Source organism: Nostoc cf. commune SO-36 (assembly GCF_023734775.1).
GTDB classification, from domain to species: domain Bacteria; phylum Cyanobacteriota; class Cyanobacteriia; order Cyanobacteriales; family Nostocaceae; genus Nostoc; species Nostoc commune_A.
On the sequence record NZ_AP025732.1, the window covers coordinates 1,836,557 to 1,851,788 of the forward strand.

At 42.1% G+C, this 15,232-nt stretch carries 12 protein-coding genes and 1 pseudogene; 6 read left to right on the forward strand and 7 right to left on the reverse strand.

The genetic code is table 11. The features are described 5' to 3' along the window. Nucleotides 1-474: 474 nt before the first annotated feature. Together ANSO36C_RS08040 and ANSO36C_RS08045 are read left to right on the forward strand one after the other, a co-directional pair. Nucleotides 475-3,489, forward strand: a complete 3,015-nt coding sequence (locus ANSO36C_RS08040) for a calcium-binding protein (RefSeq protein ID WP_251959097.1) — start codon at nucleotides 475-477, stop codon at nucleotides 3,487-3,489. A gap of 87 nt (nucleotides 3,490-3,576) precedes the next feature. Beyond that, nucleotides 3,577-5,433: a calcium-binding protein gene (locus ANSO36C_RS08045; RefSeq protein ID WP_251959098.1), complete on the forward strand. Its 1,857-nt coding sequence runs from the start codon at nucleotides 3,577-3,579 to the stop codon at nucleotides 5,431-5,433. Nucleotides 5,434-5,511: 78 nt separating this feature from the next. On the opposite strand, the gene ANSO36C_RS33845 is transcribed toward ANSO36C_RS08045, so the two are convergent. The 5 genes and pseudogenes from ANSO36C_RS33845 to ANSO36C_RS33850 form a co-directional block, all read right to left on the reverse strand. Beyond that, on the reverse strand, nucleotides 5,512-5,637 hold the full coding sequence (locus ANSO36C_RS33845; RefSeq protein WP_267145361.1) for a hypothetical protein: 126 nt from the start codon (nucleotides 5,635-5,637) through the stop codon (nucleotides 5,512-5,514). After that, the gene (locus ANSO36C_RS08050; RefSeq protein WP_251959099.1) at nucleotides 5,625-5,834 is read right to left on the reverse strand and encodes a hypothetical protein; all 210 of its coding nucleotides are present in this window, start codon (nucleotides 5,832-5,834) and stop codon (nucleotides 5,625-5,627) included. Before ANSO36C_RS08050 ends, ANSO36C_RS33845 begins: the two co-directional genes overlap by 13 nt. A gap of 423 nt (nucleotides 5,835-6,257) precedes the next feature. Then, a complete protein-coding gene (locus tag ANSO36C_RS08055) occupies nucleotides 6,258-6,428 on the reverse strand; it encodes a hypothetical protein (protein WP_251959100.1) in 171 nt (56 codons plus the stop codon). 187 nt (nucleotides 6,429-6,615) lie between these two features. Further along, nucleotides 6,616-8,500, reverse strand: a pseudogene (locus ANSO36C_RS08060) (ABC transporter ATP-binding protein). Nucleotides 8,501-9,299: 799 nt separating this feature from the next. Continuing rightward, on the reverse strand, nucleotides 9,300-9,425 hold the full coding sequence (locus tag ANSO36C_RS33850) for a hypothetical protein (protein WP_267145362.1): 126 nt from the start codon (nucleotides 9,423-9,425) through the stop codon (nucleotides 9,300-9,302). Between the two features lie 120 nt (nucleotides 9,426-9,545). On the opposite strand from ANSO36C_RS33850, the gene ANSO36C_RS08065 reads away from it, so the two are divergent. The 4 genes from ANSO36C_RS08065 (at nucleotide 9,546) to ANSO36C_RS08080 (ending at nucleotide 13,922) form a co-directional block, all read left to right on the forward strand. Beyond that, nucleotides 9,546-10,559, forward strand: a complete 1,014-nt coding sequence (locus ANSO36C_RS08065) for an Npun_R2821/Npun_R2822 family protein (RefSeq protein ID WP_251959101.1) — start codon at nucleotides 9,546-9,548, stop codon at nucleotides 10,557-10,559. 183 nt (nucleotides 10,560-10,742) lie between these two features. Continuing rightward, nucleotides 10,743-11,273, forward strand: a complete 531-nt coding sequence (locus ANSO36C_RS08070) for a GNAT family N-acetyltransferase (protein ID WP_251959102.1) — start codon at nucleotides 10,743-10,745, stop codon at nucleotides 11,271-11,273. A gap of 329 nt (nucleotides 11,274-11,602) precedes the next feature. Continuing rightward, the gene (locus tag ANSO36C_RS08075; protein ID WP_251959103.1) at nucleotides 11,603-12,625 is read left to right on the forward strand and encodes a tetratricopeptide repeat protein; all 1,023 of its coding nucleotides are present in this window, start codon (nucleotides 11,603-11,605) and stop codon (nucleotides 12,623-12,625) included. 283 nt (nucleotides 12,626-12,908) lie between these two features. Then, nucleotides 12,909-13,922 carry a zinc-dependent alcohol dehydrogenase family protein gene (locus tag ANSO36C_RS08080; RefSeq protein ID WP_251959104.1) on the forward strand — a complete coding sequence of 338 codons (1,014 nt, stop codon included), beginning with the start codon at nucleotides 12,909-12,911 and terminating at the stop codon, nucleotides 13,920-13,922. A 17-nt stretch (nucleotides 13,923-13,939) separates the two neighbouring features. Here the strand turns inward: ANSO36C_RS08080 and ANSO36C_RS33855 are convergent, their stop codons facing one another. Together ANSO36C_RS33855 and ANSO36C_RS08085 are read right to left on the reverse strand one after the other, a co-directional pair. Continuing rightward, nucleotides 13,940-14,065 (reverse strand): hypothetical protein, encoded by a 126-nt coding sequence (locus ANSO36C_RS33855; RefSeq protein ID WP_267145363.1) that lies wholly within the window; start codon nucleotides 14,063-14,065, stop codon nucleotides 13,940-13,942. Nucleotides 14,066-14,329: 264 nt separating this feature from the next. Further along, the gene (locus tag ANSO36C_RS08085) at nucleotides 14,330-15,127 is read right to left on the reverse strand and encodes an HAD family hydrolase (protein ID WP_251959105.1); all 798 of its coding nucleotides are present in this window, start codon (nucleotides 15,125-15,127) and stop codon (nucleotides 14,330-14,332) included. Between the last annotated feature and the right edge of the window lie 105 nt (nucleotides 15,128-15,232).

A 15,232-nucleotide genomic window follows, 5' to 3' on the forward strand; every position in this document is an offset into this window, starting at 1 on the left:
TACTAAAAAGATCCGACTTTTTCCCGACCTTTTCCGACCGTCAAACTTTATACAAAGCTGTAGAGTATTGATGTGATTCAGTTGTAGTACAGGAATCTGCCCAATGATTAAATACAGGTACAGCGCTTCCCGCTATTATGCAATACAGTTTTTCTTATTGCCTCTCTCCTAACATAGCTTTTAGCTTTGAGGATGTACCTCATAGCTGCCGGAAGTGCTGTAAGTGTTTACCCAAACACCGGAAGGTGTTGAGTGCGATAAATTTTTCATTTAGTTGAGCCATAGCAGTTGTGAGCGGCGATGTTTATTCGTTCGCTAGTTTTTCTGACTAATGGTTTGGAATTGGGATGCGATCGCACTTAACTTATCGGGGTTTAGGAGGGGTGCGATCGCCTTCTAAGCGGATCTAGAACGACTTGCAAATCCTAAGTTTAATCTGACCAAAATCATCAAAATAATTAGTGGAGTAGAGTGATGGCTGACTTCAATATCGAATTTGCAGAAAAAAATTTAGGTATTATTAAAAGTGTTTTTGATACCCTTAAAACACCTTTAGGAAATGAAAAATCCGATAAGATAATCAAGGCTATAGATAATGCTAATAGCAAGCTTACAGTTGGGTTAAGAAATGATAAAATTGAGGAGATACTTAAAGAACTTGATTTTGGGGTTGATGGCGTTGCAGGTAATAATATCTCCGCCGATTTTTCTAGTTTCAAGTTTGGTGAACAATTAAAAACATTTGGTGAACAATTAAAAACACAAATTAATGGTAAATTGCCATCAGTTTCTGCAAACCTCAATTTAAACTGGTCGTTAAACTCAGATCAAGGTAGTGCAACTTTAGCTAATTTAAAACTTGGTTCATTACTTGGTCAAAACAGTTTTATTGGTGGAGTACTTTCGAATGTAGAGTTAGCATTAAATCCAGTACGTAAAATTATTGATGGATTGACGGAAGACATCCCGTTTATCACAAAAGATATTCCAAATGGTTTGGGTATTTCTAAATCAACCCTAGACTTAGACAGAGATAATTCTGTATCGGTTATTGACTTACTTAACTATGCAAATAATAATGTACCAAAACAATTTAAAGAAACATACAAAATTACTGGCTTAGAAGAACTTACTAAACTCATTACTGAAGCCCAAAAAATATCAACTTTTACTGAAAAAGTCAAAAAAGCTTCTAATGGTGATATTCCTCTTCCTGGTAGTTTGAAATTTGATACCAAAGAAAAAAAATTTTTAAGTGATACTCCTTCACAAGGCTCACTACTCCCAAAAGATTTGCAAGATACATTGAGTGGCATATCTAATTTCACATTACCTGTTTTGCAGACACAAACCGCCGCTAAATTATTCTTTGGTCAACCTGATGTTTCACTATTTGAATATGAGATGCCAAAAGTTTCGCTAATAACATCTCCAGGCTTTGCAGAATTTGTAAAAATTCCTATTGTAGTTCCAGCGCTTAAGGTGACTTTTGGCCCAACGATAGGTGGCTCGATAGCCCTTGGTTTTGGATACGATAGTACAGGATTTTATATCAAAGATGTTAATGGTACTGGAAAACCTGAACTCGAATTCAAGGGCGAATTTCGTGTCGGAGTAGAACTAGGGGCTGAAGGTATAGCAGAAATCCAAGGTGGTGGAAATATTGGTCTTACAGCAGGTTTTTCTATTCCACAAGACAAAGCACGAACTTTTAACTTTACGACAAGTGGATCTGCATACGCTTATTTAGATGCCTCAGCAAGCATTGATGCGCTGGGTGCAGCAACTGCCTATTTGGATTTCCAGTTACAAGCGACGGGAGCAGCGACCGACTACTTTAGGAAAATCACTAAAGATGCAGGTATTTTAGGAGATGGGTTTAAAGTTCTTGATAAAGGTGTTAAGAAATTAACATCATTCTTCAAGAAAAATAAACCAAAAGCTCCTTCGGCCATACTATTCAATGTTGAAAGTCCACGCGTGACATTATGGGAGTTCGGTGGTTCAAATAAAAGTGGCAGTGGTGAACCCACACAGCCGATTCTAGCAGCGCTTTCTGGAGATGTTTTATTCCTAAATATTGGAACTCGTTCTGGAGAGCGTAAAGTAGGAAACATTACTGATGGCAGCGAAACTTTTAAAGTCACACAAACTGATACCCAACTTCTAGTCTCTGCGTTTGGACTTGAACAAGCTTACCCAATTTCTGACCAAAACAAAATCAAAATTATTGCTGATGGCGGTTTGGGCAACGATATTATCACCATTGATACAAGTATCTCAGCAAATCTAAAAGGTGGTAAAGGAAACGACAAACTATACGGTAGTTCGATTAACGATATTCTCTACGGTGAGGCTGGCGATGATGAGCTAGAAGGTGGTGATGGCATCGACCAACTATACGGGGGTACAGACAATGACACTCTCAGTGGCGGTGCAGGAAATGACAAACTCTTTGGTGAAGGTGGGAATGATATCCTCTATGGCGAAGCTGGCAATGACGAGCTAGAAGGTGGTGATGGCATCGACAAACTCTACGGGGGTATAGACAATGACCGTCTTTATGGCGGTGCGGGAAATGACAAACTCTTCGGTGAAGACGGGAGGGATCTCCTTCTCGGTGATGCTGGCGATGACGAGCTAGTAGGCGGTGCTGACGCTGATACCCTATACGGCGGTTCTGACACTGACACTCTATACGGCGGTGCTGACGATGATAAGCTGTTAGGTGAAGCAGGCAATGACTTTATTGACGGTGCTACTGAAATCGATACCGTTAGCTACGACAATTCTCCCAGTAGTGTAGTTGTAAATATTGATGAAGCACAGAACTACCAAAATCCCGGCGGAACTTTCCACACAACCATAGTTACTACCAGCCTCATACCTACCGACACAGAACCAAACTTTACGATCGCAGCAGGCACAGCTAAAGACGGCTTTGGCACTACAGATACCCTACGAAATCTAGAAAATATCATCGGCTCTGCATTTGATGATGTTCTAATTGGCAACAGCCTAAATAACCGCATTTCCGGCTTAGTCGGCAATGACCTGTTAGTTGGCAATGCTGGCAATGACTCCCTTGACGGAGGCGATGGCATTGATACTGTTAGTTATCGCCGCGATCCTAGCCAAGTCATAGTTAACTTAGAGCAAAACTACGCTAAAGACGGCTTTGGTGGCACTGACCTAATCTACGGTGAAGCAGGCGACGACTGGCTCGATGGTGGCACAGGAAGCGATCGCCTTTACGGTGGAGATGGCAACGACGAACTTTACGGTCAAGCTGATGAAGACCTCCTCAAAGGTGAAGCTGGCAATGACAACCTGAATGGAGGAGACGGCAATGATCAACTCTACGGTCAAGACGGCAGAGACACCTTAAATGGCGATGCTGGCAATGACTATCTCGAAGGCGGCACAGGCGATGACCTCCTTGATGGTGGCAATGGCAATGACCAAGCTTTATGGTCAAGAAGGCGATGACTATCTCGAGGTGGCACAGGCGATGACCTCCTTGATGGTGGCATAGGCGAGACTACCTCAATGGAGGAGACGGGGACGATCAACTTTATGGTCAGGCCGATAAAGATTACCCTAAATGGCGGGTTGGGTAATGACCTCCTAGATGGAGGTGATAATAATGACAGACTTTATGGCGACGAAGGCAACGATCGCCTCTACGGCCAAGTCGGTGAAGACACCCTGAATGGCGGGTTGGGCAATGACCTCCTAGATGGAGGTGATAATAATGACCGACTTTATGGCGACGACGGTAACGATCAACTTTACGGTCAAGCTGGTGATGATAACCTCGAAGGTGGAGCCGGAAATGACGCTCTCTACGGAGGTACTGGTATAGATACCCTTTTAGGGCAAGCTGGTGATGACTACCTCGATGGTGGAACGGGCGATGACCTACTCAATGGCAACGAAGGTAGCGATCGCCTTTACGGTCAAGCTGGTGACGACCTACTTAACGGCAACACTGGCGATGACTACCTTGATGGTGGGTTAGACAATGACGAACTCAATGGTAATGAAGGTAACGATCGCCTCTACGGTCAGCAAGGCTACGATATCCTAGATGGTGGCACTGGCGCTGACTTCCTGGATGGCGGTACTGAAGATGACTATCTCTATGGCAGAGATGGTAGCGATCGCCTTTACGGTCAAGGTGGTCAGGACTATCTTGATGGTGGCAATGACGATGACCGCCTTGAAGGGGGTACGGGTGATGACCCACTCTTCGGGCAGCAAGGGCGTGACTACCTCGATGGCGGCATCGGCGAGGACTTCCTTTATGGGGGTGATGATGCTGATAAGCTGCTAGGGCAGACTGGCAATGACTACTTAGATGGTGGCTCTGGTGACGATCAATTAGATGGTGGCAACGGCAACGACCAACTATATGGTCGAGACGGCAACGACATCCTTGATGGCAATGCTGGTAATGATTACCTTGAAGGTGGAAACGGTGATGACCAACTGATTGGTGGTATAGGTAATGATTACCTTTACGGTCAAGATGGTAACGACACCCTCAATGGCGGTGCTGATAATGACAACATATATGGTGGAGTCGGAGATGACAATCTCTTGGGAGGCGATGGCAGCGATCTGCTCTCTGGTCAAGAAGGGAACGACATTCTTGATGCCGATGCTGGCGATGACTACCTAGAAGGTGGGTTAGGCAATGACCAACTCATAGCTGGATTCGGCAACGACCAACTCTACGGTGGTGGCGGCAACGACATTCTTGATGGTCGTGCTGATAATGATTATCTAGAAGGTGGATTGGACGATGACCAACTCATAGGCGGCGACGGTGACGACCAACTCTTTGGTCAAGAAGGTAACGACACTCTTGCTGGAGGCAGTGGTAATGATAATCTTCAGGGTGGCGACGATGCCGATATTCTGCAAGGGCAGGACGGAGATGATTATCTCTTTGGTAATGACGGTGACGATCAACTCTACGGCGGTGCTGGTAACAACTCACTAGAGGGTGGTGCTGGCAACGACCTCCTCTACGCCGATATCCCGCAGCAAGATGGAGATAATTATCTCTACACTAATAACGATGAGGAGCCGATCTACAACAGGGGTGGCAACGACTATCTTACAGGTGGCGGTGACAATATCTTGAATGGTGGAACAGGTGAAGATACATTGTATGGCGGTAGCGGTCGTGATATGTTTGTGCTGGCGAGCGAGTCTGGAAGTGACACTATTTTCAACTTTACAGTCGGTAGCGATTATCTAGGTCTATTGAATGATCTGACCTTTGAACAGATCACTATTACCCAAGGCATTGGCACTGATACCAGCAATACTCTAGTCAGTAAACAGGATGGTGAACTCTTAGCCACACTAATTGGGGTACAAGCCAACACCCTTAGTCTGTGGGATTTCACTAATTTAGGGTAACAGTTAGGCGTCATTACTTCTGTTACTGTGGCGCGATCGCTACATAATTTATTGAATGCGATCGCTCTCACTTTAATCCTAGTTAGCGATCGCACTTTTTATTACACGATAATTTTGTGCGATCGCTCTTTCTGAATAAACTAAAAACCCAGAGCGATGCCTATGGCGAGTAAAGCTATCAATGAATATAATTAATCTTGCCAATTTTGTTTTGATCTAGTAAAGATTTCATCTATGGTCTGATCTTGATATATTGTTCTGGAAATTTCTACATAATCAGTAGGGTTTTTGTGTAACAATATTAAGAACCTCATTGCTGCTGCTGAACCAAGAGATTTATATAGGGCATTTATGCCTTTTACTCTAATTTCTGTATCATCCATAATATTATTTATTTCCATAATTTTCATTATTCCTAATATAGTCAATTGGGTTCATAATTGCTATTTCTAACTCCAACTTCTGAGCTTGTTTCCTGAGACTGTCATCACAAGTTAAGAAAAAATCAGCTTGAATATAAACAGAACAGGCTAAGTGTAGAGCATCTTGCTCGATAGATTAGCTAACTGCTGGAACATACGGGCTTGTTCTGCTATTTCAGTTTTGGAACTACCTTTATTTACACAAACTCACCATGCCCAAAACTGAATACTTACGATCAACAAAGGGGCATAATTCAGTTTCATCTTGGTGGATAAAAGACCGCACCAGGGAGCATCCCAAATGTGTAAAAACATATTTTGTCATTGCGAGCGTAATTAAATGAAGCGTTCGCGGAGCGTCTCTAAGAGTTGCAATCGCAGCCGCTAGACTTTGCGATTGCTTCATTCCGCTTCGCTCCATTCGCAATGACTAGTTCTAATTGGTAAATTTGCAAAATTGGGATGCTCCCACCACACCAGACTTACTTGTTCTGTTTGAGCTTGAGTAAATATTTCTTGACAGGCTACAGCCTCCATTTGAATTTCTAACTTGTCTTGGATCGTCAAAGCCACGTTGAAAGCAGTTATAGTCTAGATAAATCAGAGTCATGTTTCATTTTTAGCAACTGCACTACTGCTTTTTTATATTAATTGGTTATGGCGATGCCTACGGCGGTAAACTACGCATAGTCTACAGTTTATTCCTAACGAATCCTCTAAGCGATCGCTATTTCCCCCTTTAGATTATTCTGAAAATATCCTAAGTAGTTCCCAACATCTGCAAGTTATGCAAAGTGGCATAAAGCCCTCCTTCTTGCAGTAATTCATCATGGCTTCCCTGCTCAATTAATTCGCCGCGCTTCAGAACAAAAATCCGGTCTACATTGCGAATCGTAGACAGGCGGTGAGCGATAATAATCGCGGTACGTCTGAGCAAAAGCTGGTTTAATGCTTCTTGAACTAAAGCTTCTGTACCAACATCTAAACTAGCGGTAGCTTCATCTAGTACCAAAATTTGGGGATTGCGAATGGCAGCTCGTGCAAAGGCTAAAAGTTGCTTTTCACCACTAGAAATATTTGTACCTCGTTCTCGAAGTTGAGTATCATACCCTTGAGGTAGTTCTTCTATAAACTGGGCAATGTTGGTTTGTTCTGCTGCTTGTTGAATCTGTTCAATGGTATAGCCATCTCCTAAAGAAATGTTGCTTTTAACATCGCCAGCAAACAAAAAGCCTTCTTGGAAAATTACTGCCATGTAGCGCCGCAGTTCTGCCTGTGGTACTTCCCGAATATCTATACCATCTATGAGAATGCGTCCTTGGGTGGGTTCGTAGAGGCGGCACAAAAGACGGATGATCGAACTTTTACCCGCACCTGTGGGGCCGACTAATGCAATTTTTTCACCTGGATGAATGGTGAAATCTAAGTCTTTAATTACGTAATCATCATTTTTGTAAGCAAACCAAACGTGATCAAAACGGATTTCTCCCAGTTCAGGCTCGGAAGTTACGTCTGGGGATTCTTGATTTGCAAGGATCTCGTCTATATAGCCAAATTTTGCATCAAATATTGAGAAGCGGACATTGGCGCGATCGCGGATTTCTATCGGTTCATCTAATATATCTCCCACGCGTTCAATAGCAGTGAAACCAGCTTGAATTACTGTAAATTTTTCCGCAAAATCCCTTAAAGGATCAAATAATCGCTGGGCATACAAGATAAACGCAGATAATGTCCCAAAAGCTAAACTTTTTTTTAATAGTAAGGAACCACCTAAGCACAAAACAGCTGCGATCGCAATCAAACCAATCCATTCCAAGGTCGCTGAAATAAATGAATCATAAAAGATGGTTTTATCCATTTGCTGAGTGTAGCGGCTGTTCGTGGCACGAAACAATTCGGCATTAAATCTTTCCCTGCGGAATAACTGCACCACGTTAATCCCAACCACATTTTCTTGTAGCTGTGAGTTCAATATAGAAAGTTCTTCTCGCCCTTTGTAATTGGCTTTGCGGTACTGTTGCTGAATGTAAACAATTAACCAAGTAATTGGTAACAACATTAATAACAGCAAGCAAGTGAGTTGCCATTCGAGAGAAAACATTAAACCCAAAATCACCAGCATGGAAAACAAATTGGACACAATGCCAATTGCCCCAGTAGAAAATACATCACCCAACACTTCCACATCACTGGTGATTCTGGTGATTAATTTACCTACGGGTGTCCGGTCAAAAAAGCGTACTGCTAATGATGTCACATGCTGGAATAAGTCTTGGCGAATTGCTGCGGTGATTTCTTGCCCTAGCTTTTGTACTAAATAACCTTGATAGCCTGTCAAAATCAGTCGGCTGGCGATCGCAACTAACAATATTCCTTGCAGGATATTTAGCCCTTGGGACAAGGGGCGATTCCTGAGAAATTCGTAAGTGCTTGGTTCATTGCGAATTAGGGAAATAGCTTGGCCAATCAACAGTGGTTGTATGGCATTAGCTAGTGCGATCGGTACGAGTAAGCTCATTGATAGCACCAATAGCCGTCCGTTACGACGGGCGATAAGGCACTAGACGTAAAAACAACCGCCAGTCATTCTCACGGCGATGGTCTTGCGTGTAAGATTTTTTGAGAGATTGGTAGATGCTCATAGTAAGAGCATTATATTAATGTTTTGCCAAAAAATACGCTTGTTTAAAGTAGCGTTTAAACTCCTACTCTGTACCATACCTGAGATAGAAACCGCAAGACTGCTACTAACACCCTGTATTCCTCAAGGACTGGAAGTCCCTTGCTCTCATTTTCAAGAACCCAGCAGCTATGAGGTATTTATCCAGAGGGTTTATACCCAAATAACACTAAGATAAGGCTAAAGTCTTGTTCTGCCTTGTTCTCAGAGGGCTGCTAGGACTTCCAACTAAAAAAATCCATCGCATTGGTAAGCAGGGGGCGCTGGCGTTGCAGGGGGGATGGAACAAAAAAGCGATTTGACACTTCTGCTTATGCTCAGTGACCACCCCATTTGTTGCGCTAGCTTCCCACTTTCTGACGAGAACCACGCTTATGGAAGTGAGTTTATCGAACAGAATTCAGGAGTCAGGAGTCAGAATTCAGAATGAATTCTGTACGACTGGTGGATAGCGCAGCGTTAGCGAGTCCGCGTTCGCGCAGCGTCTCGTAGAGAGCGTCTCGATTCTGACTCCTGAATTCTGACTTCTGAATTCTTCTTCAACAAATAGCCCATAGAAAAAGCTTATTGAAATCAATAAATTGCTAGCGAAGGCTCAAGCGAACGCAGCGTTAGTTAGTCTGCGTCCCTTGCGTGTCTGGTACAGAGCATCATTGCGAATGACGAATGATTTTAAAGAGTTGTGAGTAAACACCTGACATAAATTTTAATCAATACTCATCAAGTAATAATGATGAAATTAATTATAGAATCGGGTGCTTTTAATGAAAGTTATGATTGAAGAATAATTCAGACGCTTGCGGATTCGCTACCGCCATTCGTACAGAAGTCATGGCTTGATTTTGGCGAGTGATATCTTTGTTCTGTTTCGGATAAATGGAATTCATTGACTCGTCCAAAATCGGTATTTATAATGGTCATGGCGAGTCGCGATCGAGTGTGCGATCGCACGCTTCGAGCAAGAAGCGTCAGAAATAAACTAAATCTCAAAAATAGGATATTATTTTATGGAATCTTTCGGTATTTATACACTTGCGAATGATGCCGTTTATGATCAATTAGTGGCATTTTTGAATAGTGTTGAGGTTAATGTTAGTCCCGATATTCCAGTTTGTATTATTCCCTATGATGAGAGATTAGACTTAGTTCAAAAAGAAGTAAAATCTAGAAAAAACGTCAGCATTTTTGAGAATTGGGAGTTAATACAGTACTGGGAAGACTTTGCTCACCAAGTTTGGGCAGTTCATCCAGGTGCTAAAACTTCTAAAATCTCACGTAATTGGTGGTCATCAGGTCACTTACAAAGAAAAATGTGTATTTTTTCGGGGCATTTTGATAAATTTATATTTTGTGATGCTGACAGCCTTCTAATGAAGCCAGTTGATGATATTTTTGAAAAATTAAACGGATACGACTTTGTATTTGATGACTGGATACACACTAAAGAACGTACAAAAGTACCATTAAATATTCCGCTTTTAGAACAGTTGAATATTGGTTACGAAAAAGACATACGTCCTAGACTTCATTGCTCTGATTTTTTTGGTTCTAAATCAGGAATATTTTCAGAAAACGATTTAGATTTATATAAAAAATTATTAATTGAAGACCGAGAGGTTGAATGGTTAACCGCATGGTGGGATGATGCACATTTATTTAATTATTTGACATATAAATCAAATTTTGCCTTATTTAATTTTACTCTTAGTCCTAACGGCCAAGATAGAACAGGTAACTGTGCTAACTCAGATCCTTTTGTAAATATTAATAATATCCTGTACAATCAAGATGAATTAAAACCAATTCATCGCATTCACTACATGAACTATCCTTTTAGTGATTTCGCCCGTTTATGTCAGGGTGAAGATGTCAACATTCGTTACAGAGATGAGTTTTTATACTATCGTTTTCTTAAGGAACTAGAGAAAAAGCCGCAACAGCTAAAACAGCCTAGTATTGCGACCAAAAGTAATCGATTAATTCAAAAAGCAGTGAAGAAACTTCAAATAATTCTGGCTTAATACCAATTTAATGTGAAGTTGCACATATCTTGATCCCCCTAAATCCCCCTTAAAAAGGGGGACTTTGAATTCCCCCCTCCTGCTTTCTAAGGGCAGCTAGGGGGGATCGAATTCTATGCAGCTTCATAAAGAATTGGTATAAGTTTGGGATTATTAACAATTTAATTCTGAATAGGGGTAATTATGGAGATAGAAACTGCACGACTGCAACTAAGGCATTTCTCTCTAAATGACTTTGATTACCTATTTCGCCTCTACAGCGATGCAGAAATCATGAGGTATCTGTTGCCAAGAACAAGGGAACAAACTCAGGTAAGTTTAAACAAACATATTCAACAGTGGCAACAACACAACTTTGGGATGTGGGCGGTAATATACAAAGAAACTGGTGCAATGATAGGTCGTTGTGGACTTGGTTTTCTGGAAAATACGCCGGAAGTTGAGCTTGGCTATGTGTTTGACAAGTCTTATTGGAACATGGGGCTGGGGACTGAAGCCTCACAAGCAACTTTAAAGTTTGGATTTTGGCAAGTGAAGCTAGATCGGATCGTAGCGATTGCCCATCCAGAAAATATCGCTTCAGTACGTGTGATTCAAAAGGTAGGGATGAAGTACGAAAAAAATGCTCGGTATTATGGTCCTGATGTAGTCTACTACGCTATTTTTCAAAGAGAATGGCAACCGGATGATTCCCTTTACATTTTGAAACATTAAATAAGTCAAGAATCTGAGCATTCTCGATTGTATAAAAGACAGACTACTGTAGGCACAGCATTGCTGTGCCTTTACTATATGTTGCATCCAAACGAAAGCTGCTATAGGTAGTTCTTTGAGGCGCATAGATAGAAGTCGCCTCTACTAGCGTATTTGTATTAATTGCTTCATAAATATCCCTTTAAATATGAGAAAATAGCATACTTTTCTATTTTCGTCTTATATCTAAAGATAGAAGATTAAGGTTAGAATTTGGGAAACCTAACCTAAGAGGGGTTTACTCCCAGAAGATGTCTTGCCTAATTATCGCAGAATGCAACTGAGGTCAGATGAAGCAACTTTTAAATCAAGTCAAAGAGTGGGAACAACGTCGTGATGAAGCAAATCACTATTACCAGCGAGGGAAATTTCAGGAATCTCTCGATCTTGCAACCAAGAATCTACACTTAGCTAGAGCAATTCCAGACCGAACCAGAGAAGGTTCTACATTGAACGACCTTGGTTTAGCTTACCTCAGTTGTTGCCAGCCTCAAAAAGCATTAGAGCATTTTCATCAAGCCCTTTCGATTGCTGTTGAAATTAGCAACGCTGCCGCAGAGGCAACTGCACTTAGCAATCTGGGTTCTACCTATAGCCGTCTTGGACGCTTTTCGCAAGCGTTGGAATATTTTGACAAAGCACTGCCAATTTTTAGGCTATTGCAAGATACTCAAAGTGAAGTTTCTACTCTCAATGATGTAGCGCTACTTTATACGCGGTTGGGCGAACCCAAACGGGCACTGTTGCTACAACACCAAATTTTGACGATGCGGCGATTGTTAGGTGATTTTTCTGGTGAAGCAACAACTCTAAATGGCATTGGGTTTGCTTACAACGTCTTAGGCAAGTTTGAGGAAGCTCTAGAATTTTTTCAAGCAGCACTTCCAATTCAACGAGCAGTGAAGAATTTGCTTGGTGAAGCAACCACCTTAAATAATATTGCCTCAATGTATAGTGATTTAGGAAAACCGAAACAAGCGTTATTGCTCTACCATCAAGTTCTTTTGACACGCAGAGCCATCAGCGATCGCTCTGGTGAGGCTACAACCCTTCATAACATTGGTTTTACCTATAGCAATCTGATAGAGCATCGGCAAGCAATGAAGTTCTATAAGCAAGCCATTGCAATTTATCAAGAACTGGGCGATTCTTTGGGAGAAGTTTCCACTTTGCTGAATATGGGAAGCCTTTACGCCGTTACGAAACGCAAAAAAATGGCGCGATCGTGCTACAAAAATGCCCAAGGGTTAGCAGAGCAAATCGAACATCAGCCACTCTTAGAAAAAGTACAGCAGTTCATAGATTCTCTGTAGTATTGCCAGGGCGGTTACAAACCTCAAATACACGAGACTTTACCCGCCCCTGTTCGTAGCAAAGATTTTACTCCTTATTTTCTAAGCACTGAAGTGCTTACCCAACGCGAAAATTAGTCGCTCACGGGGGAAACCCCCAGACGATGCTAACGCTTTTGGCAGGTGTCTCCCCTTCTCTACGAGACGTTACGCGAAGGGAGAAGACTGTGCTAACAACTGTCAAAAATAGCTTGAGAAAGTAATGGTCTTGTAACATTGCTTTTAAGCTATTGACAAAAAATTTATGAAAGCTTACGAAATTCAAAGCAATGCCGGAATTGATGCCCTCACATTAGTCGATCGCCCTGAACCAAAACCCGCATCTGGACAAGTGCTGATTCAAGTCAAAGCAACATCCTTAAATTACCGCGATCTGCTTGTCATAGACGGAGCTTATGGTACTGGACAGAAGTATCCGTTAATTCCCATGTCTGACGGTGCGGGGGAAGTTGTAGCGGTAGGGGAAGGTGTGACACGGGTGAAAATAGGCGATCGCGTGGCGGGTATTTTCTTCCAAGATTGGATTTATGGCTCTTTAACCAAAGAGAAAATGAAATCCGATCTCGGAGGCGGTATCGATGGAATGCTGGCTGAGTATGTTGTATTACACCAAGATGGTTTAGTAATATTACCTGACCATTTATCGTATATTGAAGGCGCAACTTTGCCCTGTGCAGCAGTCACAGCTTGGCATGGACTAGTGACAAAAGGCAATATTGGCGCAGGTGATAGTGTTTTATTACTAGGTACTGGAGGAGTTTCAATTTTTGCTCTCCAGTTTGCCAAGATACATGGTGCTAGAGCAATTATTACTTCCAGCAGTGATGAAAAGTTGGCACGAGTAAAACAGCTTGGTGCTGATGAGACAATTAACTACAAAACAACCCCAGATTGGGAAAAGCAAGTTTACCAACTAACCAATCGCACGGGTGTAGATCATGTAGTTGAGGTAGGCGGTGCAGGTACTCTGCCAAAATCACTACAAGCAGTCCGCATTGGAGGACGTATTAGCTTGATTGGTGTATTGTCAGGCAGAGGAAATGAGATTGACCCCATGCCAATACTTTTCAAAAGTTTAACAGTTCAGGGAATTTATGTTGGTAGTCGGGAAATGTTTGAGGCGATGAATCAGGCGATGCAACAACATAAAATCAAACCGATTATTGATCGAGTTTTCTCCTTCACCGAAGCACGAGAGGCTTATCATTACCTCAAAAGTGCGGCTCACTTCGGTAAAGTCGTAATTCGTAATTCGTAATTTTAAAGAGTTTAATTCTATGTTTTAACTCGTTCCCATAGACTTAGTTGATGGCGTTTGGCAATTTCCACAGAAGCTACTACTGCTTGGCTTACTTTTGGTTTGAGATAGCGCTGACCAAATGCGATCGCTACTGGGAGCATCCCAATTTTGCAAATTTACCAATTAGAACTAGTCATTGCGAATGGAGCGAAGCGGAATGAAGCAATCGCAAAGTCTAGCGGCTGCGATTGCAACTCTTAGAGACGCTCCGCGAACGCTTCATTTCATTACGCTCGCAATGACAAAATATGTTTTTACACATTTGGGATGCTCCCTCGCTACTTGGGGATTTTCGGCTGATTTACAATCACTTCAGTCGATGTTCACGGTTGTATTAGAACAACTTAGAACAACTCTACTTCTCACTACTGTGAGATGTGCAAGCTTTTCAAAATATAACTAGATAACTCACAAAATCCTTCCCCTTCGGCAGCAGCCGTAATGTAAGCAGGCTGATATTGCAACTGATTCACATATTCCAGAACATTAGCCACGCCTACAGAAACAGGAAAATAACGCCGATCAAATAAACTTTCATCATTGGGGCTATCGCCAACCGTGACAATTTGTTCTGATGAGTAGTGTGGCAAATATTCGCGCAATACCTGCAACAATCCCACAGCTTTATCTTGCCCTTGGGGTTTAATGTGACACTGCACGTTGCTATAGGTAAATCCCCAACCCATTTGTTGACAAAGATTGTCTAAGGTTTGTAGTTCGTCTTGACGCAAACCAGCTACATCAAAAGTCCAGTCGGTAATGCGAAAGCGATTATCAGCAGATTCTTGGATTTTGGGAAATTTAGTTTGTAAATTTTCAAAAGTCGTAGCCAAGCGCTGGCGATGTTGAGTTAAATCGGAAATGGGTGTTAAGACTACTGGTTTATGGTTCCCAGGTGGAAAATACAAACCACCATTTTCTGCCATAGCACCTGCCACTGGCATCAAACTACTCAATCCACTTACCCACCCAGCAGAACGCCCTGTGACAATCAGCACCTGAATGTCAGCTGCTGCTAAATCCTCTAAAGCTTGCAGCAGTGCGGGAGTAAATTTTCCTCGTCTAGTCAGAGTGCCATCCATATCTGTGGCTATCAGACGAATCTTGCTAAGGCTTGTAGATGAAATCTCAGACAGGGCAGGGAGGCTCAAATGTCTGGACATATACGGTTTGTAAAAGGGCTGTAAAAAATATTAATCATACAGCAAGATGGGATGGAATATTTGGGCATCCTAAACATCAGGAGTCAAGTTTTTCAGTTTTCAACC